Origin of the sequence: Nonomuraea sp. NPDC003560 (genome assembly GCF_042878785.1) — a bacterium.
Lineage (GTDB): Bacteria > Actinomycetota > Actinomycetes > Streptosporangiales > Streptosporangiaceae > Nonomuraea.
Genome location: NZ_JBIAOF010000015.1, coordinates 23,512 through 44,000, shown reverse-complemented (window position 1 = coordinate 44,000; position 20,489 = coordinate 23,512). Strand labels below are relative to the sequence as shown.

The window sequence follows — 20,489 nt, the reverse complement described above, 5'->3', positions numbered from 1 at the left end:
TTTCGGCGTGAGATGCGCCACCTAATCCCGATATAGCAGGATATGGGGCCATGAATGCGCGAGTTCCCTTGTCGTCCGGATTCGTCAACGGTGACGTGTCCTTCTGGTACCGCTCGTCCGGGGTGCCGGAGCCCGGTCCGCGGCTCGACGGCGACCTGCAGGCCGACGTGGCGATCGTCGGGGCCGGCTACACGGGGCTGTGGACCGCGTACTACCTCAAGAAGGCCCGCCCCTCGCTCCGGGTGGTGCTGCTGGAGCAGGAGTTCGCCGGGTTCGGCGCCTCGGGGCGCAACGGCGGCTGGCTGACCGGCGACCTGGCCGGCTCCCACGAACGGTACGGCTCGGACGCCCGCCGTCTGCAGCGCGAGATGTACGCCTCCATCGACGAGGTCATCGCGGTCTGCGAGAACGAGTCGATCGACTGCGACATCGTCAAGGGCGGCGTGGTGAACGTGGCCCGCACCCCCGCCCAGGCCGACCGGCTGCGCGCCTCGGTGGACGCCGCCCGCGCCTGGGGCATCGAGGAGGCGGACCTGCGCCTGGCCGACCCCTTGGAGCACGTCCGCGTGGCGGGCGCCCTGGCGGCCTCCTGGAGCCCCCACTGCGCCCGCATCCAGCCCGCCAAGCTGGCCCAGGGGCTGGCCAGGGCCGTACGCGACCTCGGCGTCCCGGTCTACGAGCGCACCCCGGTCACCGAGATCGCCCCCGGCCGGGCGGTGACCCCGTACGGGACGGTCACGGCGGCGTACGTCATCCGCGCCACCGAGGGCTTCACCGCCCGCCTGAACGGCCTGCGCCGCCAGTGGCTGCCCATGAACAGCTCCATGATCGTCACCGAGCCGCTCCCCGCCTCCTTCTGGGACGAGGTCGGCTGGCGGGGCGCCGAACTGCTCGGCGACCTCGCGCACTACTACATGTACGCCCAGCGCACCGCCGACGACCGCATCGCCTTCGGCGGCCGGGGCCGTCCCTACCTGTACGGCTCCCGCATCGACGCCCGCGGCCGCACCCACGAGTGGACGGTCGAGGCCCTGTGGCGGCTCCTGGTCGACTTCTTCCCCGCGGCCCGCTCCTCCTCGGTCGCGCACGCCTGGTCGGGCGTGCTGGGCGTGCCGCGCGACTGGTGCTCGACCGTGCACGTGGACCGCGCGACCGGCTTGGGCTGGGCCGGCGGCTACACCGGGCACGGCGTGACCACGACGAACCTCGCCGGGCGCACCCTGCGTGATCTCATACTCGGGGAGGAGACGGAGCTGACGTCCCTGCCGTGGGTGGGGCGCAAGGTGCGCTCCTGGGAGCCCGAGCCGCTGCGCTGGATGGGGTGCACGCGATGTACCGCCTGTACCGGGTGGCCGATCACCGGGAGCGTTCCATGCCCCGCACCTCGGCCCTGGCCCGCTTCGCCGACCTGATCACCGGCCACTGACCCCGCACCGAGAACCGCACTGAGAAAGGGAGAACCTCCTTGAACATCCTCTTCCGTGGTGGCAGCGCCTTCATCGGCGGCGCTGTGCGGCGCGACGCCGTGCTGGTGCGGGACGGGGTGATCGCCGCCGTCGGCCCGGAGGGCGAGCTGTCCCGCAGCGCCCCCGGCCACGACACCGTCGACCTGGACGGCGGCCTGCTCACCCCCGGCTTCATCGATGCGCACATGCACCCGGTACAAGCCGGACTCGAAAGAGCGAAGTGCGACTTGTCGGAGATCTTCGGCCTAGACACCTACATAGCCAAGATCTCCGACTACGCCACGAAAAATCCTGAAAAAGAGTGGATCGACGGCGGAGGCTGGGACATGTCAGCCTTCCCCAACGGCCTCCCTCACCGCTCCCAGCTCGACTTCCTCGACCGGCCGGCCTACCTGATCCAGCGTGACCACCACGCCGCCTGGGTCAACTCCCGCGCCCTCGACCTGGCCGGCATCACCCGGGACACCCCCGACCCCGCCGACGGCAGGATCGAGCGCGACGCCGACGGCACCCCGTCGGGCGTCCTGCACGAGGGCGCGATGGACCTCGTCGGCCTGCTGGCCCCCCGGCCCACCGCCGAGGACCAGGCCAGAGCCCTGGCCGAGGCCGAGCAGCACCTGTTCTCGCTGGGCGTCACCGGCTGGCAGGACGCCATCGTCGGCTCGTACGCCGGCTCTGACGACCAGCTTCCCACCTACCTCGACGCCGCCCGCGCGGGCCGGCTGCGCGCCCGCGTGGTGGGCGCGCTGTGGTGGGACAGGACGCGCGGCGAGGACCAGATCGAGGACCTGGTCCGCAGGCGGGCCGCCGCCGAGGGGCTGGACCGGTTCGCCGCCACCTCGGTCAAGATCATGCAGGACGGCATCACGGAGAACTTCACCGCCGCGACGCTGGAGCCGTACTGCCGGTGCGGCGGCACGGGCCTGTCCTACGTCGATCCCGGCAAGCTCAAGCGGTACGTCGCCGAGCTGGACCGGCTGGGCTTCCAGGTGCACTTCCACGCCATCGGCGAACGCGCCGTGCGCGAGGCCCTGGACAGCTTCGAGGGCACCGACCCGGCCAACCGCCACCACATCGCCCACCTGCAGATCATCGAGCCGTCCGACGTGCCGCGCTTCGCCGCGCTGGGCGTCACGGCCAACCTGCAGCCCCTGTGGGCCACCCACCACGCCCAGATGGACGAGCTGACGCTGCCGTTCCTGGGTGAGCCGCGCTCGTCGTGGCAGTACCCCTTCAAGGATCTCCAGGCGCACGGCACCCGGTTCTGCGCGGGCAGCGACTGGCCGGTCTCGGACGCCGACCCGATCCAGGGCATGCACGTGGCGGTGAACCGTACCGAACCGGGCGGATCGGTGCACGCGGGCTACCCGACGGCGCAGACGCCGTTCCTGCCCGGCCAGCGCCTCGACCTGGCCACGGCGTTGAGCGCGTACACCGAGGGGTCGGCCTGGATCAACCGTTCGCCGGCGGGCGTGATCGCGCCCGGCCGCCCGGCCGACCTGGTGGTGCTCGACCGCGACCCCTTCGAGCTGCCCCCGGCCGACATCTGGACGACGCGGGTGCGCATGACGTTCGTCGACGGCGTGGCGGTGCACGGCCGGTGACGCGCGAAGGGCCCCGGTGACCAGCACCAGGGCCCTTCCGCCGGCTCGCCTACCAGGGGGACTTGTTGTTGCGCAGGCGCTCCAGTGCCTCCTCGAGGATCGCCTTGCCGTCCTTGTCGCTCCGGCGCTCCTTCACGTAGGCCAGGTGCGTCTTGTACGGCTCGTTCTTGGGCGGGGCAGGCGGGGCCTCCTCGTCCTGTCCGGCTGGGAGGCCGCAACGTGGGCAATCCCACATCTCGGGGACCGCCGCGTCGCTGGCGAAACTGGGGCGCGTCTCGTGCATGTTGGCGCACCAGAACGAGACCCGCACTCTCGGAGCTGCCTCGCCGCGCTCGGCCTCCCCCATAGGGCCGGCGCCGACTCGGCTGCCACGGATCGCGTTGCCACTACCCACGGATGAACTCCTCGCTCGATCGCCCCGCGTCGTGACACGGGGGGAGAATCACTGTCACGCGTTAATCAGTTGTCTCAAGGCCGCATGAGCAGGCCGAGAGCGATGATGCAGACGAACCAGACGGTGCCCGTGATGACGGTCAGCCGGTCGAGGTTGCGCTCCACCACCGAGGAACCACCGAAGTTCGACGAGAAACCGCCGCCGAACATGTCAGACAGGCCGCCACCCTTGCCCTTGTGGAGCAGGACGAGCAGGATCATGAGACCGCTCGCCAGGATGAGGGCGATGGAGATTCCGATTTCCACGGTATGCCTGTTCCTTCAGTGCTCTGTTACGCGTGACGATTCAAACTTGCCTCTTGAGGGTACGGCCTGGTGTCAAGTCGCACCCTCAGAACGACTCAGTTAGCCAGGCAATTCGGAGAATCGGCAGATCTTGGCGAACTCCCCGGCATCGATGCTGGCACCGCCCACGAGCGCGCCGTCGACATCGGGTTGAGCCATGATCCCCACGATATTGCCGGACTTGACCGAGCCACCGTAAAGGATACGGACCGCGGAGGCCACTTCGGGGTCGTAGAGCTCCGCGAGTCTCACCCGCAACGCTCCGCAGACCTCCTGGGCGTCCTCCGGGGTGGCCACCTCGCCCGTGCCGATCGCCCACACGGGCTCGTAGGCCACCACTATCGATTTTGCCTGCTCGGCGCTGATTTTGCGCAGGGCGCCGTCGAGTTGACCGAGACTGTGCGCGATGTGGCCGCCCTCTTGGCGCACCGCCAGCCCCTCGCCGACGCACAGGATGGGCGTGAGCGAGTGCCGGTAGGCCGCCTGCACCTTGGCGTTGACGAGGTCGTCGTCCTCGCCGTGGTACTGGCGGCGCTCGGAGTGGCCGATGACCACGTACGTGCAGCCGAGCTTGGCCAGCATGACGCCCGACACCTCGCCGGTGTAGGCGCCGCCGTCGTACTGGGACAGGTCCTGAGCCCCGTAGACGATGCGCAGCTTGTCGCCGTCGACCAGCGTCTGGACGCTGCGCAGGTCGGTGAAGGGCGGCAGGACGGCCACCTCGGCCTTGTCGAAGTCCTTGTCGCTGAGCGCGAACGCCAGCTTCTGGACCAGGGCAATGGCCTCAAGGTGATTGAGGTTCATCTTCCAGTTGCCGGCGATGAGCGGCTTGCGCTGCTGGGCCACCTCAGTCCTCCAGAGCCGCGAGTCCGGGAAGGGTCTTGCCCTCAAGGTATTCCAGGCTGGCCCCGCCGCCGGTGGAGATGTGCGAGAAACCGTCCTCGGGCAGGCCCAGCCTGCGCACGGCCGCCGCGGAGTCGCCGCCGCCGACCACCGTGAAGGCGTCGGAGCCGATCAGGGCCTCGGCCACCGCCCTGGTGCCGCCGGAGAACGCGTCGAACTCGAACACGCCCATCGGGCCGTTCCAGAACACGGTCTTGGCGTCGGCCAGCTTGCTCGCGAACAGCTCGCGCGTCTTGGGGCCGATGTCGAGCCCCTCGCGGTCGGCCGGGATCGCGGTGGCCTCGACCACCTCGTGCTCGGCGTCGGCCGCGAAGGTGACGGCCGCCACCACGTCGACCGGCAGCACGAGGTCGACGCCCCGCTTACCGGCCTCGGCGAGGAAGCCGCGCACCTGGTCGAGCTGGTCCTCCTGGAGCAGCGACCGGCCCACCTCGTGGCCCTGGGCCTTGAGGAAGGTGTAGGCCATGCCGCCGCCGATCAGCAGCCGGTCGACCTTGGTGAGCAGGTTGGCGATGACGCCCAGCTTGTCGGAGACCTTGGCCCCGCCCAGGACGACCACGTAGGGACGCTCGGTGTCCTCGGTCAGCCTGCGCAGCACCTCGACCTCGGCCACGACCAGCCCGCCGGCCGCGTGCGGCAGCAGCTTGGGCACGTCGTAGACGCTGGCGTGCTTGCGGTGGACCGCGCCGAAGCCGTCGCCGACGTAGAGCTCGGCCAGGCCGGCCAGCTTCTCGGCGAACGCGCCGCGGACGGCGTCGTCCTTGGACTCCTCGCCCGGCTCGTAGCGCAGGTTCTCCAGCAGGGCGACCTGGCCCTCCTGAAGGGCCTCGACCGTCTGCCGGGCGCTGTCGCCGACCACGTCGGTGGCGAAGGCGACGTCCTGGCCGAGCAGCTCGCCCAGGCGGGCGGCCACCGGCCGGAGCGAGTACTCGGGATTGACCTTGCCCTTGGGCCTGCCCAGATGGGCGCAGACGACCACCTTGGCGCCGCGCCCGGCCAGCGCCTGGATCGTCGGCACCGACGCGCGGATGCGGCCGTCGTCGGTGATCTTCTCCCCGTCGAGCGGGACGTTGAGGTCGGCGCGCACGAGCACGCGCCGCCCCTTGACGTCGAGATCGTCGAGCGTGCGCATGCTCATGCTCCTGTTCCCGCAGCGGCCTCGGTCACGCTCACAGGTCGCGGCCGACCAGCTCGATCAGGTCGGCGAGGCGGTTGGAGTAGCCCCACTCGTTGTCGTACCAGCCGACGACCTTGACCTGGTTGCCGATGACCTTGGTGAGGCCGGCGTCGAAGATGCAGGAGTGGGGGTCGGTGACGATGTCGGAGGAGACGATCTCGTCCTCGGTGTAGCTGAGGATGCCCTTGAGCGGGCCCTCGGCGGCGGCCTTGACCGCGGCGTTGACCTCCTCGGCGGTGACCTCGCGGCTGACGTCGACGGTGAGGTCGGTGGCCGAGCCGGTGGGGATCGGCACGCGCATGGCGAAGCCGTCGAGCTTGCCCTTGAGCTCGGGCAGCACCAGGCCGATGGCCTTGGCGGCGCCGGTGGAGGTGGGCACCACGTTGAGGGCGGCGGCGCGGGCGCGGCGCAGGTCCTTGTGCGGGCCGTCCTGCAGGTTCTGGTCCTGCGTGTAGGCGTGGATGGTGGTCATCAGACCCTTCTCGATGGTGAAGGTGTCGTGGATGACCTTGGCCATCGGGGCCAGGCAGTTGGTGGTGCAGGACGCGTTGGAGATGATCGTGTGGCTGGCCGGGTCGTAGACGCCCTCGTTGACGCCCATCACGATGGTGACGTCCTCGTTCTTGGCCGGCGCGGAGATGATGACCTTCTTGGCGCCGTTGTCGGCGTGCACCTTGGCCTTGGAGGCGTCGGTGAACAGGCCGGTGGACTCCACCACGACGTCGACGCCGAGGTCGCCCCAGGGCAGCTTGGCCGGGTCGCGCTCCGCGAACGCCTTGATCGCCTTGCCGTCGACGGTGATCTCGTCGCTGGAGGCCTTCACCTCGTACGGCAGACGGCCCAGGATGCTGTCGTACTTCAGCAGGTGGGCGAGCGTCGCGTTGTCGGTCAGGTCGTTGACCGCGACGATCTCGATGTCCTTGCCGCTGGCGGCGACCGCGCGCCAGAAGTTGCGACCGATGCGGCCGAAGCCGTTGACGCCTACGCGGATGCTCACGGAAACCGATCTCCTCGAACAGATGGCGGTTGAATCTCAACCACGAACACTATCGGACCCAAATTGGTTTAGACCACTGCAGGTACCGCCCTGCGTATCCCCGTTCAGGGGGCGCAATTTGCGAGCTTCGAGTAAAGTGCCCGACTCGTCGGAGTAAATTCGTGCATTCTCTGGGGGCTGAGATGTCACATAAGCGGTCCGGCCTGCTTCCTGGACTGATCGCGGGGCTGGTCGCCGCGCTGGTCTGCGCGGCGGCCCTGGGGCTCGCGGTCCTGTTCCAGGACCGGCTGCCGAAGGCCGTGGCCACGCTGGGCAACGGCCACGCCCTGTCGGTGACGCTGTCGCTCCTGATCGCGCTGCTGGTCGCCCTGGCCGTGGGCGCGGCCCGCCCGCGCAACCGGGCGCTGCCGGTGGTGGCCGCCCTGTACGCGGCGGCGGCCGTCGCCGGCGGCCAGATCTCGGGCGTGTCCATCATCCTCGGCGCCGCGCGGCACACCTCCGCGACCGGCACGCCCTTCTCCCCGCGGCTCGGCGACATCACGGCGGCCAACGCCGGCGAGGGGCTTCCCCGCGCCCTGGCGGTCTACCGCGAGCCGCTCGCGCAGACGTGGCAGATGTGGCTGTACATCGCCGTCGCCGCCGTGGCGGCGCTCCTGCTGGTCACGTTGCGCGTCTTCCGCGTACGCCGCGCCGACCGGGCCGCCCTGGCCGCCCAGGAGGCGGAGGAGGCCGGGCAGGAGTACCGGGCGCCCTTCGAGCCCGCGCAACCGCCCGCCCAGTCCCCTGCACAGGTGCTCGCGCAGTCGCCCGGGCAGCAGGCCGCGCCCGCGGACCTGTTCACGCCGCGCAAGCCCGCCGGGGATTGACGGACGCCCACTCAGCGGCCGCCGGGCGGCCCACAGCGCGCTTCGTCACGGCGAGCGGCCCGTGAGCCCTCACGACCGGCCATGACGGGCGTGCGGGGACGTCGGCGCGTGCGGGCCACCGCGCGGAGCCGTACGGGATGGGGGTCTCCCGGACGGCGCCGCGGGCGCCCGCACGGCGGCCAGCCCGCTACGGCGCCAGCATGTCGACGGTGAGGTTGGCCTCGGTGTTCGGGATGCCCAGGTCGGAGGCGCGCTTGTCGGCCATCGCCAGCAGCCGCCTGATGCGCCCGGCGATGGCGTCCTTGGTCAGCGGCGGGTCGGCGATCTGGCCCAGCTCCTCCAGCGACGCCTGCTTGTGCTCCACCCGCAGCCGCCCGGCCACCACCAGGTGGTCCGGCGCCTCCTCGCCGAGGATCTCCAGCGCGCGCTGCACCCGCGCGCCCGCCGCGACGGCCGCCCGCGCCGAACGCCGCAGGTTGGCGTCGTCGAAGTTGGCCAGCCGGTTGGCGGTGGCCCGCACCTCGCGGCGCATCCGGCGCTCCTCCCAGGCCAGCACGCTGTCGTGCGCGCCGAGGCGGGTGAGCAGCGCGCTGATCGCGTCGCCGTCGCGGACCACGACGCGGTCGACGCCGCGCACCTCGCGGGCCTTGGCGTGGATCTTCAGCCGCCGGGCCGAGCCGACCAGCGCGAGCGCGGCCTCCGGCCCCGGGCAGGTGACCTCCAGGGACATCGAACGCCCCGGCTCGGTCAGCGAGCCGTGCGCCAGGAAGGCGCCCCGCCAGGCCGCCTCGGCGTCGCAGGCCGCACCGGCCACGACCTGCCGGGGCAGGCCGCGCACCGGGCGCCCGTGGTTGTCGATCAGGCCCGTCTGGCGGGCCAGCGCCTCACCGTCGCGGTAGACGCGCACCACGTAGCGCGAGCCCTTGCGCAGCCCGGCCGGCGCGAGCACGAGCACCTCGGCCTTGTGGCCGAACACCTCGCCGATGTCCTTGATCAGCCGCCGCGCGGTGGCGTTGGTGTCGAGCTCGGCCTCGATCACGATGCGGCCGCCCACCAGGTGCAGGCCGCTGGCGAACCGCAGCAGCGTGGACACCTCCGCCTTGCGGCAGCACGGTTTCAGCACCGGCAGGCGGCTCAGTTCGTCCTTCACCACACCTGTCATCGCCATAAGCGTTAGTCCTTCCCCCATTCAGACCGGCTCCCGCCAGTCTCTCGCACCTTCGCGCCACGCCGACCAGGATCAACGCTTCTGGAGGAAAATCTCGTCCAGGACGGAGGCAAGACGTCGTGGGTCGTGCCGGGGCGAGCCGTCGGCGGCGGCCACGTCGGCCAGGACGAGCCGGGCGCCGAGCGCCGCCGCGGCCTTGTCCAGGGCGTCGAGGTCGTCGACCACGCCGGTGTCGGCCAGCACGACGTCGAAGGCCAGGTCGGGGGCGTGCTGGCGGAGCACCTCCAGGTGCTGCTGGGGGGAGAAGTCGTCGGTCTCGCCCGGCTGGGGGGCCAGGTTGAGGGTGACGAGCCGCTTGGCCCTGCTGTCGTGCAGCGCGCGGGCCAGCTCGGGGACCTTCAGGTGCGGCAGCACGCTGGTGAACCACGAGCCCGGCCCGAACACCAGCCAGTCGGCCTCGTGCACCGCGGCGACCGCCTCAGGACGCGCCGGCGGGTCTTCCGGCACCAGGGAGATGGCCTGCACCCGGCCCGGCGTGAGCGCGCAGGCGACCTGGCCGCGCACGGTCGAGGTGACGCCGTCGAGCTCGACCTCGGCCACGATGTCGAGCGGCACCGAGGCCATCGGCAGCACCCTGCCGTGCGCGCCGAGCAGCCGGCCCACCCAGTCGAGGCCGGCCACCGAGTCGCCGAGCAGCTCCCACAGCGCCACGATGAGCAGGTTGCCGACGGCGTGCCCGTGGAGCTCGCCCTCGCTGCGGAAGCGGTGCTGGACGACCTCGCTCCAGGTGATGCCCCACTCGTCGTCGCCGCACAGCGCGGCCAGCGCCATGCGCAGGTCGCCGGGCGGCAGCACGCCGAGCTCGCGGCGCAGCCGGCCGCTGGAGCCGCCGTCGTCGGCCACGGTCACCACCGCGGTCAGCCGGTCGGTCACGACCCGTAAGGCCGACAGCGAGGCGTAGAGCCCGTGGCCGCCGCCGAGGGCCACCACGCGGGGGCCGTTCAGCGGATGGGGCAGCCCCGCCTCCATACGTTCATGGGTCACTCCCGCCCCACATCCCGGTGACTGACCTGGACCTCCATGCCGCGGTCACGCAGGCGGGCGGCGACCTGTTCGGCCATGGCCACGCTGCGGTGCTTGCCGCCCGTGCAGCCCACGGCCAGGGTCGCGTAGCTCTTGCCCTCACGGGCGTAGCCGGTGGCGACGACCTGCAGGACCTCCTCGTAGGCGTCGAGGAACTCCTTGGCGCCCGGCTGGCCGAGCACGTAGTCGCTGACCGGCGCGTCGAGGCCGTTCATCGGCCGCAGCTCGGGCACCCAGTGGGGGTTGGGCAGGAAACGGCAGTCGACGACGAGGTCGGCGTCGACCGGCAGGCCGTACTTGAACCCGAACGAGACGACGTTGAGCCGCAGCCCCGGACGGTCATCGCCGCCGAAGTAGGCGACGATCTTGTTGCGCAGGTCGTGCACGTTGTGGGACGAGGTGTCGATCACCAGGTCGGCGTTGGCCCGCACCTCGCGCAGGATGCCGCGCTCGCGGGTGATGCCGTCGACCAGGCGGCCCTCGCCCTGCAGCGGGTGGGGCCGGCGGACGTTCTCGAACCTGCGCACCAGCTCCTCGTCGCTGGCCTCGAGGAAGACGACCCGCACGCGCACGCCGCGGCCCTCCAGCTCCTCGATGGCCGCGTTGAGGTCGGTGGTGAAGGCCAGGCTGCGCACGTCGACGACCGCGGCCACCTTGTCGGCGGCCAGCTTGACCTTGCCCGCCTCCTCCGCCATCGCGAACAGCAGCCCCGGCGGCAGGTTGTCGATGACGAACCAGCCCAGGTCTTCCAGCGCCTTGGCGGCCGTGCTGCGCCCCGCCCCGGACATGCCGGTGACGATGACGAACGCCGGCTCGGTGCTCATGGCCTCACTCCGTTCGCCGACACCCTGCGCTCCCTCGCGGGTGTTCACGATGTATCTCCCTTCAGCGTCGACACGATGACCTCGGCGAGGGCCGGCCCGATGCCGGGAACCTCGCAGATCTCGGTCGCGCTGGCCTCGCGTAGCTTCTTGACGGAGCCGAAGTGCTTGAGCAACGCCTGCCTGCGCGCCGGCCCGAGGCCGGGCACGCCGTCGAGCGCGCTCTCCTTCACTGACTTGGACCTCTTGGAACGATGGTAGGTGATGGCGAACCTGTGTGCTTCGTCGCGGACGCGTTGCAGCAGGTAGAGACCCTCACTTGAACGAGGCATGATCACTGGCTGGTCGTCGCCGGGCAACCACACCTCCTCCAGCCGCTTGGCCAGGCCGCACACCGCGACGTCGTCGATGCCGAGCTCGTCGAGCGCCCGCTGCGCGGCGGCCGCCTGGGGGCCCGCGCCGTCGACGACGACCAGGTTGGGCGGGTAGGCGAACTTGCGCGGTTTGCCGGTCTCGGGGTCGATGGGCCCGTGGCCGTCGTCGTCCTCGGCGGCCAGCTCGCCGGTGGCCGAACGTTCCTCCAGGTAACGCCGGAACCGCCGCATGATCACCTCGTGGATCGAGGCGACGTCGCCCTCCTTGGTCTTGATCGCGAAGCGCCGGTACTCGCTCTTGCGCGCCAGACCGTCCTCGAAGACCACCATGGACGCCACGACGTTCTCGCCCTGCAGATGGGAGACGTCGTAGCACTCGACGCGCAGCGGCGCCTGGTCGAGGTCGAGCGCGTCGGCGATCTCCTGCAACGCCTTGCTGCGCGTGGTCAGGTCGCCGGCGCGGCGGATCTTGTGCTGGGCCAGCGACTCCTTGGCGTTGCGCTCGACGGTCTCCATCAGCGCCTTCTTGTCGCCGCGCTGCGGGACGCGCACCTCGACCCGGGCCCTGCGCTGCTCGGTCAGCAGCTCGGCGACCGCCTCGGCGTCGGGCGGCAGCGCGGGCACGAGCACCTCGCGCGGCATCGACTCGGGGCCGGCCTCGCCGTACATCTGCAGCAGGAACTGCTCGACCAGCTCACCGGGCGAGGTCTCCTCGACCTTGTCGACCACCCAGCCCCGCTGACCGCGGATGCGGCCCCCGCGCACGTAGAACACCTGGACGGCGGCCTCCAGCGGATCCTCGGCCAGCGCGATCACGTCGGCGTCGGTGGCCTCGCCGAGCACCACGGCCTGCTTCTCCAGCGCGCGCTGCAGCGCCTGGATGTCGTCGCGCAGCCGGGCCGCCCGCTCGTACTCCTGCTCGGCGGCGGCCTCGCGCATGTCCTTCTCGAGGCGCTTGATGAAGCGGGTGGTGTTGCCGGCCATGAAGTCGCAGAAGTCTTCGGCCAGCTCGCGGTGCTCCTGCGGGGTCACCCGGCCCACGCACGGCGCCGAGCACTTGTCGATGTAGCCCAGCAGGCACGGACGGCCGATCTGCCCCGCCCGCTTGAACACCCCGGCGCTGCACGTGCGCACCGGGAAGACGCGCAGCAGCAGGTCGACGGTCTCGCGGATGGCCCAGGCGTGCGAGTAGGGGCCGAAGTAGCGGGTGCCCTTGCGCTTGGCGCCCCGCATGACCTGGACGCGCGGGAAATCCTCCCCCATCGTCACCGCGAGGTAGGGGTAGGACTTGTCGTCGCGGTACTTGACGTTGAAGCGCGGGTCGAATTCCTTGATCCAGGAGTATTCGAGCTGCAGCGCCTCGACCTCGGTGCCGACGACGGTCCAGTCGACGTCGGCGGCCGTGGTGAGCATCGACTGGGTGCGCGGGTGCAGCGCGGAGAAGTCGGCGAAGTAGGAGTTGAGCCGCTGCCGCAGGCTCTTGGCCTTGCCGACGTAGATCACCCGGCCGTGCGCGTCCCTGAACCGGTAGACCCCCGGCGACTCGGGGATCGAACCTGGTCTGGGCCGGAAACTCAAGGGGCTGCCCGCTGCTCTCGCCACGGTCAAAGACTAGTAGGCGCCACCGACAAGGTGACCCGCCGAGCCTTCGGACGGCACGACGGGGCTCACCGCGTTCTCGGGTCAAGCCATGGATCACGCCGGCGGTCAGGCCAGGGTGATCTGGTCGCCCTCCACCTTGATCTGCTGGGCGGCCAGCGGCTTGTCGGCCGGGCCGTTGGTGACCGAGCCGTCGGCGATGTTGAACTTGCTGCCGTGGCACGGGCACACGATCGCGCCGTCCGCGACGCTGCCCACGGGGCAGCCCTTGTGCGTGCAGATCGCGCTGAAGGCCTTGAACTCACCCGCCGTCGGCTGCGTCACCACGATCTTCTGGTCCTTGAAGATCGTGCCGCCGCCGACGGGGATGTCGGCGGTCTTGGCCAGCGCGCCACCTGCCTGCGGGGCACTCGACTGCGGGGCGCCGGACTGCGATGCGCCCGGCTGCGCCGCGCTCGACTGGCCGCCCGCGTCGGGGGCGGTGGCCGCCGGGGTCTCGGTGCTTCCGCCGCAGGCGCTGATCGCCAGGGCCAGCCCGCCCGCGCCCACGCCCGCTATCACTGCCCGACGGCTTCGAAGGTCATCTCCCATGCGTTCCACCCAACCGGAGGCAGGTGAGAAATTCATGAGACGGGGATTAGGCGAGTCTGATCTTGTCGCCGTCCACGGTGATCTTCTTCTCGGCGAGCGGCGCGCCGGCGGGGCCGTCGGCCACCGAACCGTCCTCTATCTTGAACTTGCTGCCGTGGCAGGGGCAGTTGATGGTGCCGTTCGAGACGCTGGCGACCGTGCATCCCGCATGGGTGCAGATCGCCGTGAACGCCTTGAACTCCCCCTCGGTCGGCTGCGTCACCACGACCTTCTGGTCCTTGAAGACCGCGCCGCCGCCGACCTGGATGTCGCCGGTGTCGGCCAGCGCCTTGGCCTTCTTCTTCGCCTTCTTCGTGGGCTCCGACGACGGCTCCCCGGCGGCCGTCTCCTCGGTGGCCGGCGCCTCGTTCGCCGCCGTCGTCGGCGAACCGTAGCTCGCGCACGCCGTCAGAACCGCCGCGAGCCCGGCGCCTCCGGCGCCGAGCATGACCGTCCGGCGCGTCGTTTCTGTCATGGTGCGTCCTCCCAGGTCTCGGTCTCACATGCAGGTACGGCCGGCGCCCCCGCACCGGTTCAGCCTGCACGCCCCCAATCCCGGAAACCACGCACAATTACCCAGAACAAGCCTTCCCCGGCCCGCCCCGAGCGCCGGCCGCAGCCCGCACCCTCAGACCGTCCCCGAGCCCGCGCTCTCCGAGCGCGCCCTCAGCCCCATCCCGAGACAGGCCCTCAGACCATGTCCTGAGCCACGGCCTCAGACCACGGCCTCAGACCACGGCCTCAGACCACGGCCTCAGACCACGACGATGCCGTCGCCCTCCACCTTGACCTGGTAGACCGTCAGCGGCGCGGTCGCGGGCCCCTTGGTGGCCTGGCCGCTGTCGGCGGCGAACTCGCTGCCGTGGCACGCACACGTGATGACGTTGTCCTTAGGCGTGCCCACCGTGCATCCCTTGTGCGTGCAGACCGCGCTGAACGCCTTGTACACGCCCTTCGTGGGCTGCGTGATCACGATCCGCCACTCCTGCACGATCGTGCCGCCGCCGACGGGCACGTCCGCCGTCTTGGCGAGCACCTTGCCCTTGATCCCCGACGCGGGTTGCGCCTTGGCGTCCCCCGCCCCGCACCCGGCCAGCGCCAGCCCGCACGCGGCCACCCCGGCCACGCCGAGCATCTCGCGCCGCCCGATGCCGCCACCGTTTTCGGGCATGGCTTCGCCCTGATTCGTCACCGTCATGAATTAGCCGACCCTTCGCGTCTCCGCCGACCCCCAGCAGGTCAGGCCGTTACCCGTGCTTCAACTTTATTGACCCCACCCCTCGGTCCGCCCATCGGGTGACCGATACGGTCACCGTCGGGGCAAAGAGCGGTCGGCGCACGGTCAGCGGACGGTGCGCCCGCGGTCAGCGCCGGGCGCCAGCGTGTCGCTCATGACACTCACCGAGACTCCCAATCCCACGACGTCCGGCCCGCGCTGGTGGCGACGTCCGTGGGTGGCTCCGCTCGTGGTGGTGGCGATCGCGTTCGTCGCCTTCTCGCTGCCGCCCTACCTGTCGCTGGACCCGAGCCGGTCGCGGGTGCCCGCGCCCGACTTCTTCCCGCCGCACTTCGCGGTGCTCTCCCTGCACGTGATCTTCGGCTCGATCGCGATGATCTCGTGCTGTCTGCAGGTCTGGCCGTGGTTCCGCGCCCGTCATCCGCGGGCCCACCGCGTGATCGGCCGGGTGTACGTCTTCGGCGGCTGCCTGCCCGGCGGCCTGCTGGGACTGGTGGTCAGCCTGGCCACGCCCTTCGGCCCGGTGACCAGGGCCAGCGGGGTGGTGCTGGCGCTGCTCTGGCTGGGCTGCACCCTGGCCGGCTGGCGGATGGCCAGGCAGCGCAGGTTCGTCGATCACCGCAGGTGGATGATCCGCAGCTTCGCCCTGACGATGTCGATCATCACCAACCGCCTGTGGGGCGCGGTGTTCGTCATCACGCTGTCACCGCAGCTCGACACCACCTTCCACGGCGACCAGGCGCTGCTGGCCGCCACGGTCGGCGCGCTGAGCGCCTGGCTGGGCTGGGTGCTGCCGCTGCTGTTCGCCGAGTGGTGGCTGGAGCGCGGCGACGCCGCCAAGCGCCGCCGCCGCGCCCGCGCCACCGCCCTGACTCCCGGCGAAACCCGAGCCACCACCTGACCCAGGTGCGACCCAAGCCACCACCTGACCCAGCTGAGCCCCAGCCGCACCGAACCACCACCGGCCTCACAGCGAGACGAGCCCGGCCCGAACCACCACCCGCCTCACAGCGAGACACAGCCGCACCCGAGCCGGCCCCTGCCTCAGAGCGAGAGGATCTTCCGCAGGAAGCGGCCGGTGTGGCTCTCGTTGACCAGCGCCACCTCTTCGGGCGTGCCCGCGGCCACGAGCGTGCCGCCGCGGGACCCGCCTTCGGGGCCCATGTCGATGATCCAGTCGGCGGTCTTGATGACGTCGAGGTTGTGCTCGATGACGATCACCGTGTTCCCGCCGTCGACCAGCCGCCCGAGCACGCCGAGCAGCCGGCGGATGTCCTCGAAGTGCAGGCCGGTGGTGGGCTCGTCGAGCACGTAGATCGTCCGGCCGGTCTGGCGGCGCTGCAGCTCGGAGGCGAGCTTGACGCGCTGCGCCTCGCCGCCGGACAACGTGGTCGCCGGCTGCCCGAGCCGCACGTAGCCCAGGCCGACGTCGTTGAGCGTCTGCAGGTGCCGCTTGATCGCCGGGATCGCGTCGAAGAAGGCCAGCGCCTCCTCGATCGGCATGTCGAGCACCTCGGCGATCGTCTTGCCCTTGTAGTGGACCTCCAGCGTCTCCCGGTTGTACCGGGCGCCGTGGCAGACCTCACAGGGGACGTAGACGTCCGGCAGGAAGTTCATCTCGATCTTGATCGTGCCGTCGCCCGCGCACGCCTCGCAGCGCCCACCCTTGACGTTGAAGCTGAACCGGCCGGGCTGGTAGCCGCGCACCTTGGCCTCGGCCGTCTGGGCGAACAGCTTGCGCACGTGGTCGAAGACCCCGGTGTACGTGGCCGGGTTGGAGCGCGGCGTACGGCCGATCGGCGACTGGTCGACGTGCACGACCTTGTCCACCTGGTCCATGCCGTTGATGCGGGAGTGCCGCCCCGGCACCGTGCGGGCGCCGTTGAGCTCCTTGGCCAGCGCGTTGTAGAGGATGTCGTTGACCAGTGTCGACTTGCCCGACCCGGACACGCCGGTCACCGCCGTGAACACGCCCAGCGGGAACTCGATGTCGACGCCCTTGAGGTTGTGCTCGCGCGCGCCCTTGACCGTGATCTGCCGCTTCTTGTCGCGCTTGCGGCGCTTGGCCGGGATCGGGATGCTCCGGCGCCCCGACAGGTACTGGCCGGTCATGGACTCCTCGCTGGCGAGGAGCTCCTGGACGGTGCCGGACACCACGACCTGGCCGCCGTGCTCGCCGGCGCCGGGACCGATGTCGACCACCCAGTCGGCGGCGGCGATGGTGTCCTCGTCGTGCTCGACGACGATCAGCGTGTTGCCCATGTCGCGCAGCCTGATCAGCGTGTCGAGCAGGCGCATGTTGTCACGCTGGTGCAGGCCGATGGACGGCTCGTCCAGCACGTAGAGGACGCCGACCAGCCCGGAGCCGATCTGCGTGGCCAGCCGGATGCGCTGGGCCTCGCCACCGGCGAGGGTGGCGGCGGCGCGGTCCATGGTCAGGTAGTCGAGGCCGACGTCGAGCAGGAAGCCCATGCGGGCGTTGATCTCCTTGACCACCCGCTCGGCGATGTGCATGTCACGGTCGGACAGCTTGAGCTCGGCCAGGAACTTGGCGCACTCGCCGATCGACATGGCCGCGACCTCGGCGATCGACCGGTCGTCGACGGTGACGGCGAGGGTGACCGGCTTGAGCCGGGCGCCCTTGCAGGCCGGGCACGGGATCTCGCGCATGTAGCCCTCGAAGCGCTCGCGCGTGGCGTCGCTCTCGGCCTCTGCGTGCCGGCGCTGCACCCAGGGGATGACGCCGTCGAAGGTGGTGTAGTAGGAGCGCTGGCGGCCGTAGCGGTTGCTGTAGCGGACGTGCACCTGCTCGTCGTGGCCGTACAGCAGCGACTTCTGGGCCTTCTTGGGCAGCCGCTCCCACGGCGTGTCGAGGGTGAACCCGACCGTGTGGCCGAGCGCCTCGATCAGCCGGACGAAGTATTCGCTGGTGTGGCCGCCCGACCACGGGTGCAGCGCGCCGTCGCCGAGCGTGCGCTCGGGGTCGGGCACCACCAGGTCGGGGTCGACCTCCATCTTGGTGCCGAGGCCGGTGCACTCGGGGCAGGCGCCGAAGGGCGAGTTGAAGGAGAACGAGCGCGGCTCCAGCTCCTCGAACGACAGGTCGTCGTAGGGGCAGTAGAGGTGCTCGGAGTAGAAGCGCTCACGGCCCGGGTCGTCTTCCGGCAGGTCGACGAACTCCAGCGTGATCGTGCCGCCGGACAGCTGCAGCGCGGTCTCGACGGAGTCGGTGAGCCGGCGGCGCGAGGACTCCTTGACCGACAGGCGGTCGACGATGACCTCGATGTCGTGCTTCTCGTACTTCTTCAGCGTCGGCGGCTCCTCCAGCCGCACGACCGTGCCGTCGACCCTGGCCCGCGCGAAGCCCTTGGTCTGCAGCTCGCGGAACAGCTCGGCGTATTCGCCCTTGCGACCGCGGATGACGGGGGCGAGCACCTGGAAACGGGTGCCCTCCTCCAGGTCCATCACGCGGTCGACGATCTGCTGCGGCATCTGCCGGGCGATCGGACGGCCGCAGGCCGGGCAGTGGGGCTTGCCGATGCGCGCCCACAGCAGGCGCAGGTAGTCGTAGACCTCGGTGATGGTGCCGACGGTGGAGCGGGGGTTCTTGCTGGTGGCCTTCTGGTCGATGGACACCGCGGGCGACAGGCCCTCGATGAAGTCGACGTCGGGTTTGTCCATCTGGCCGAGGAACTGGCGGGCGTAGGCCGACAAGGACTCGACGTAGCGCCGCTGGCCCTCAGCGAAGATCGTGTCGAAGGCCAGGCTCGACTTGCCGGAGCCGGAGAGGCCGGTGAAGACGATCAGCGAGTCTCGCGGCAGGTCAAGCGAGACGTCCTTGAGGTTGTGTTCTCGTGCACCACGCACGATCAGGCGGTCTGCCACGGCGATCCCGGAGGTCGAAAGGCGGATAGGTCCACGGGGGATGGTAGACGGGGGCACCGACATTTTCGGCGAGCCGATCCCCGGCCCCCGAAAATCCGTCCTTCACAGGTTACGGCCATCTCCCGCGTCGGCAGGAGCCCTTTGAGAGTCAACCACTTGACCTGCCGCTTTATGCCCGCACCCGACCTTGGACACCTAAATGATGAAATATCCGGACATGACTGTTCTACCCGCGATACAGGCCGAACTCGCCTCCGCGACCGACCGGCTGCTGGCCACGGCCGCGTCCCTGTCCGACGCCGACGTCGCGGCCCCGTCCCTGCTGCCCGGCTGGACCAGAGGGCACGTGCTCGCCCACCTGGCCGGCAACGCCCGCTCCCACCTCCGCCTGCTCACCTGGGCCAGGACGGGCGTCGAGACCCCGCAGTACCCCTCCCTGGAGGCCAGGACCGCCGAGATCGAGGCCGCCGCCGCCCGCCCGGCCGCGCGCCACCTGGCCGACCTAGCCGACAGCGCCGCGCGGCTGGCCGCCGCGATCCGCGGTCTGCCCGCCGAGGCGTGGCCGGCGCCCGTACGCGGCATGCGGCCGCCGTCGCATCCCGCCTGGTACATCCTGGTACGCCGGTTGCGCGAGGTGGGCATGCACCACGTGGACCTCGGCGCCGGGTACGGCCCCCACGACTGGCCGGAGACGTTCGTCCGCCGCGAACTGCACGACCTCCGCCGATCCTGGCCGTACGACCGAAGCACGGTGCGCGAGGTCGTCCTGACCGGCGAGCCGGGGCAAAGGTGGCAGAACCTCGGCCACGGCCCGGCGGTCCAGGGCCGACCGGCCGACATGCTGGCCTGGTTGACGGGAAGGTCGGAGGGCGAGGGCGTTACCCTGGTGCCCGCGGGACAGCCGTCGCCGCCTGGTGACGGTGGCGCGCTCCTTCCCGAGCCGCCGCCGTGGCTGACGATGCCGGCCCCCGCTGATCTGCCCGCGACGCCCCCGAAGGACTACCCATGACCTACACCGGCGACGTCCGGGTCGGCGGCCCCGCCGACGTGCGCGAGCTGCCCGCCCTGACCATCTCCAAGCTGGCGGTCGGCCCCCACGACAACAACGCCTACCTGCTGCGTTCCACCGAGACCGGCGACGAGCTGCTGATCGACGCCGCGGCCGACGCCGACCGGCTGCTGGCGCTCGTCGGCGACCAGCCGCTCGGCGCGATCGTCACCACCCACCAGCACGGCGACCACTGGCAGGCCCTCGAACAGGTGGCCCGGGTCACCGGCGCCGAGGTGATCGCCCATCCGCTCGACGCGCCCGCCCTGCCCGTCCCGGCCGGCCGCACGGTCGACCACGGCGACACGATCGCCCTCGGCCCGGTCAGCCTGGAGGTCATCCACCTGCGCGGCCACACCCCGGGCTCGATCGCGCTGCTCTACGACGGCGGCCCCGACGGCCGTCACCTGTTCACCGGCGACTCCCTGTTCCCCGGCGGGGTGGGCAACACCGGCAGGGACCCGGAGCGTTTCGAGCGGCTCTACACCGACGTGACCGAGCGCATCTTCGACCGCCTGCCCGACGACACCTGGGTCTACCCCGGCCACGGCAAGGACACGACGCTCGGCGCCGAACGTCCCTCGCTGCCCGAGTGGAAGGCCAGAGGCTGGTAGCTCACCTGCCCGCGGCCAGCACGCGCACGATGCGCCCGGCCGCCAGGGCGGGATCGTCGGCCAGGCCCACGAGCTCGCCCCACGACCAGCGGTAGAACCACCCTTCGGGCAGCGGCACGCAGTCGATCGTCTCGGCCAGCAGCGCGGTGTCGGGATCGCTGATCCGCAGCGCGGGCGGGTTGGCCCGCAGGGTGGCGGTCAGCCCGCGCTGCTCCAGCTCGGTGGCCAGCTTGCCGAGGTAGTACGTACGCGTGTGCTCGCGCGGCATGGCCGACATGA

At 70.9% G+C, this 20,489-nt stretch carries 19 protein-coding genes and 1 pseudogene; 6 read left to right on the top strand and 14 right to left on the bottom strand.

Annotated elements, in window-relative coordinates; genetic code table 11:
• Positions 1–50 precede the first annotated feature (50 nt).
• Both ACFYUV_RS43280 and ACFYUV_RS43275 read left to right on the top strand, forming a co-directional pair.
• Positions 51–1,426 (top strand): annotated as a pseudogene (locus tag ACFYUV_RS43280) (NAD(P)/FAD-dependent oxidoreductase).
• Positions 1,427–1,465: 39 nt separating this feature from the next.
• Positions 1,466–3,070 carry an amidohydrolase gene (locus ACFYUV_RS43275; RefSeq protein ID WP_387679959.1) on the top strand — a complete coding sequence of 535 codons (1,605 nt, stop codon included), beginning with the start codon at positions 1,466–1,468 and terminating at the stop codon, positions 3,068–3,070.
• 49 nt (positions 3,071–3,119) lie between these two features.
• On the opposite strand, the gene ACFYUV_RS43270 is transcribed toward ACFYUV_RS43275, so the two are convergent.
• The 5 genes from ACFYUV_RS43270 to gap form a co-directional block, all read right to left on the bottom strand.
• Positions 3,120–3,464 carry an RNA polymerase-binding protein RbpA gene (locus ACFYUV_RS43270; protein WP_082310244.1) on the bottom strand — a complete coding sequence of 115 codons (345 nt, stop codon included), beginning with the start codon at positions 3,462–3,464 and terminating at the stop codon, positions 3,120–3,122.
• Positions 3,465–3,538: 74 nt separating this feature from the next.
• Positions 3,539–3,769, bottom strand: a complete 231-nt coding sequence (secG, locus tag ACFYUV_RS43265; RefSeq protein WP_090942947.1) for a preprotein translocase subunit SecG — start codon at positions 3,767–3,769, stop codon at positions 3,539–3,541.
• A gap of 99 nt (positions 3,770–3,868) precedes the next feature.
• Positions 3,869–4,654 carry a triose-phosphate isomerase gene (tpiA, locus tag ACFYUV_RS43260; RefSeq protein ID WP_357705739.1) on the bottom strand — a complete coding sequence of 262 codons (786 nt, stop codon included), beginning with the start codon at positions 4,652–4,654 and terminating at the stop codon, positions 3,869–3,871.
• Position 4,655: 1 nt separating this feature from the next.
• Positions 4,656–5,843, bottom strand: coding sequence for a phosphoglycerate kinase (locus ACFYUV_RS43255; protein ID WP_387679955.1), 1,188 nt, complete (start codon positions 5,841–5,843; stop codon positions 4,656–4,658).
• A gap of 37 nt (positions 5,844–5,880) precedes the next feature.
• A complete protein-coding gene (gap, locus tag ACFYUV_RS43250) occupies positions 5,881–6,885 on the bottom strand; it encodes a type I glyceraldehyde-3-phosphate dehydrogenase (RefSeq protein WP_364340028.1) in 1,005 nt (334 codons plus the stop codon).
• 182 nt (positions 6,886–7,067) lie between these two features.
• On the opposite strand from gap, the gene ACFYUV_RS43245 reads away from it, so the two are divergent.
• Positions 7,068–7,751 (top strand): hypothetical protein, encoded by a 684-nt coding sequence (locus ACFYUV_RS43245; RefSeq protein WP_387679952.1) that lies wholly within the window; start codon positions 7,068–7,070, stop codon positions 7,749–7,751.
• Positions 7,752–7,938: 187 nt separating this feature from the next.
• On the opposite strand, the gene whiA is transcribed toward ACFYUV_RS43245, so the two are convergent.
• The 7 genes from whiA to ACFYUV_RS43210 all read right to left on the bottom strand — a co-directional run bounded on the left by whiA (position 7,939) and on the right by ACFYUV_RS43210 (position 14,597).
• Positions 7,939–8,919 (bottom strand): DNA-binding protein WhiA, encoded by a 981-nt coding sequence (gene whiA / locus ACFYUV_RS43240; RefSeq protein WP_138714326.1) that lies wholly within the window; start codon positions 8,917–8,919, stop codon positions 7,939–7,941.
• 72 nt (positions 8,920–8,991) lie between these two features.
• Positions 8,992–9,948: a uridine diphosphate-N-acetylglucosamine-binding protein YvcK gene (yvcK, locus tag ACFYUV_RS43235; RefSeq protein ID WP_387680348.1), complete on the bottom strand. Its 957-nt coding sequence runs from the start codon at positions 9,946–9,948 to the stop codon at positions 8,992–8,994.
• An 11-nt stretch (positions 9,949–9,959) separates the two neighbouring features.
• Positions 9,960–10,826, bottom strand: coding sequence for an RNase adapter RapZ (gene rapZ, locus ACFYUV_RS43230; protein ID WP_352323031.1), 867 nt, complete (start codon positions 10,824–10,826; stop codon positions 9,960–9,962).
• A 44-nt stretch (positions 10,827–10,870) separates the two neighbouring features.
• A complete protein-coding gene (uvrC, locus tag ACFYUV_RS43225) occupies positions 10,871–12,775 on the bottom strand; it encodes an excinuclease ABC subunit UvrC (protein ID WP_352323041.1) in 1,905 nt (634 codons plus the stop codon).
• Positions 12,776–12,904: 129 nt separating this feature from the next.
• The gene (locus ACFYUV_RS43220) at positions 12,905–13,357 is read right to left on the bottom strand and encodes a Rieske (2Fe-2S) protein (RefSeq protein WP_387679950.1); all 453 of its coding nucleotides are present in this window, start codon (positions 13,355–13,357) and stop codon (positions 12,905–12,907) included.
• Positions 13,358–13,433: 76 nt separating this feature from the next.
• Positions 13,434–13,901, bottom strand: a complete 468-nt coding sequence (locus tag ACFYUV_RS43215; protein WP_387679947.1) for a Rieske (2Fe-2S) protein — start codon at positions 13,899–13,901, stop codon at positions 13,434–13,436.
• A gap of 279 nt (positions 13,902–14,180) precedes the next feature.
• Positions 14,181–14,597: a Rieske (2Fe-2S) protein gene (locus ACFYUV_RS43210; RefSeq protein ID WP_358300207.1), complete on the bottom strand. Its 417-nt coding sequence runs from the start codon at positions 14,595–14,597 to the stop codon at positions 14,181–14,183.
• Positions 14,598–14,817: 220 nt separating this feature from the next.
• On the opposite strand from ACFYUV_RS43210, the gene ACFYUV_RS43205 reads away from it, so the two are divergent.
• Complete coding sequence (locus ACFYUV_RS43205; protein WP_387679944.1) at positions 14,818–15,564, top strand: DUF2306 domain-containing protein; 747 nt, start codon at positions 14,818–14,820, stop codon at positions 15,562–15,564.
• Positions 15,565–15,707: 143 nt separating this feature from the next.
• Here the strand turns inward: ACFYUV_RS43205 and uvrA are convergent, their stop codons facing one another.
• A complete protein-coding gene (gene uvrA, locus ACFYUV_RS43200; RefSeq protein WP_352323036.1) occupies positions 15,708–18,548 on the bottom strand; it encodes an excinuclease ABC subunit UvrA in 2,841 nt (946 codons plus the stop codon).
• Positions 18,549–18,765: 217 nt separating this feature from the next.
• Between uvrA and ACFYUV_RS43195 the strand changes: the two genes are divergently transcribed.
• Together ACFYUV_RS43195 and ACFYUV_RS43190 are read left to right on the top strand one after the other, a co-directional pair.
• Complete coding sequence (locus ACFYUV_RS43195; RefSeq protein WP_387679941.1) at positions 18,766–19,557, top strand: maleylpyruvate isomerase family mycothiol-dependent enzyme; 792 nt, start codon at positions 18,766–18,768, stop codon at positions 19,555–19,557.
• Entirely contained in the window at positions 19,554–20,210 is a 657-nt protein-coding gene (locus tag ACFYUV_RS43190; protein ID WP_387679938.1) for an MBL fold metallo-hydrolase, read from the top strand. The genes ACFYUV_RS43195 and ACFYUV_RS43190 overlap by 4 nt, the downstream gene beginning before the upstream one ends.
• Position 20,211: 1 nt before the next feature.
• On the opposite strand, the gene ACFYUV_RS43185 is transcribed toward ACFYUV_RS43190, so the two are convergent.
• Positions 20,212–20,487: a hypothetical protein gene (locus ACFYUV_RS43185; protein ID WP_364340010.1), complete on the bottom strand. Its 276-nt coding sequence runs from the start codon at positions 20,485–20,487 to the stop codon at positions 20,212–20,214.
• Between the last annotated feature and the right edge of the window lie 2 nt (positions 20,488–20,489).

Excerpts from the sequence above, each read along its gene's own strand:
- ACFYUV_RS43205 (WP_387679944.1), top strand. The coding sequence starts at position 14,818 with ATGACACTCACCGAGACTCCCAATCCCACGACGTCCGGCCCGCGCTGG.
- whiA (WP_138714326.1), bottom strand. The coding sequence starts at position 8,919 with ATGGCGATGACAGGTGTGGTGAAGGACGAACTGAGCCGCCTGCCGGTG.
- ACFYUV_RS43245 (WP_387679952.1), top strand. The coding sequence starts at position 7,068 with ATGTCACATAAGCGGTCCGGCCTGCTTCCTGGACTGATCGCGGGGCTG.
- rapZ (WP_352323031.1), bottom strand. The coding sequence starts at position 10,826 with ATGAGCACCGAGCCGGCGTTCGTCATCGTCACCGGCATGTCCGGGGCG.
- ACFYUV_RS43190 (WP_387679938.1), top strand. The coding sequence starts at position 19,554 with ATGACCTACACCGGCGACGTCCGGGTCGGCGGCCCCGCCGACGTGCGC.
- ACFYUV_RS43215 (WP_387679947.1), bottom strand. The coding sequence starts at position 13,901 with ATGACAGAAACGACGCGCCGGACGGTCATGCTCGGCGCCGGAGGCGCC.
- ACFYUV_RS43185 (WP_364340010.1), bottom strand. The coding sequence starts at position 20,487 with ATGTCGGCCATGCCGCGCGAGCACACGCGTACGTACTACCTCGGCAAG.
- ACFYUV_RS43210 (WP_358300207.1), bottom strand. The coding sequence starts at position 14,597 with ATGCCCGAAAACGGTGGCGGCATCGGGCGGCGCGAGATGCTCGGCGTG.
- ACFYUV_RS43195 (WP_387679941.1), top strand. The coding sequence starts at position 18,766 with ATGACTGTTCTACCCGCGATACAGGCCGAACTCGCCTCCGCGACCGAC.
- yvcK (WP_387680348.1), bottom strand. The coding sequence starts at position 9,948 with ATGGAGGCGGGGCTGCCCCATCCGCTGAACGGCCCCCGCGTGGTGGCC.
- ACFYUV_RS43255 (WP_387679955.1), bottom strand. The coding sequence starts at position 5,843 with ATGCGCACGCTCGACGATCTCGACGTCAAGGGGCGGCGCGTGCTCGTG.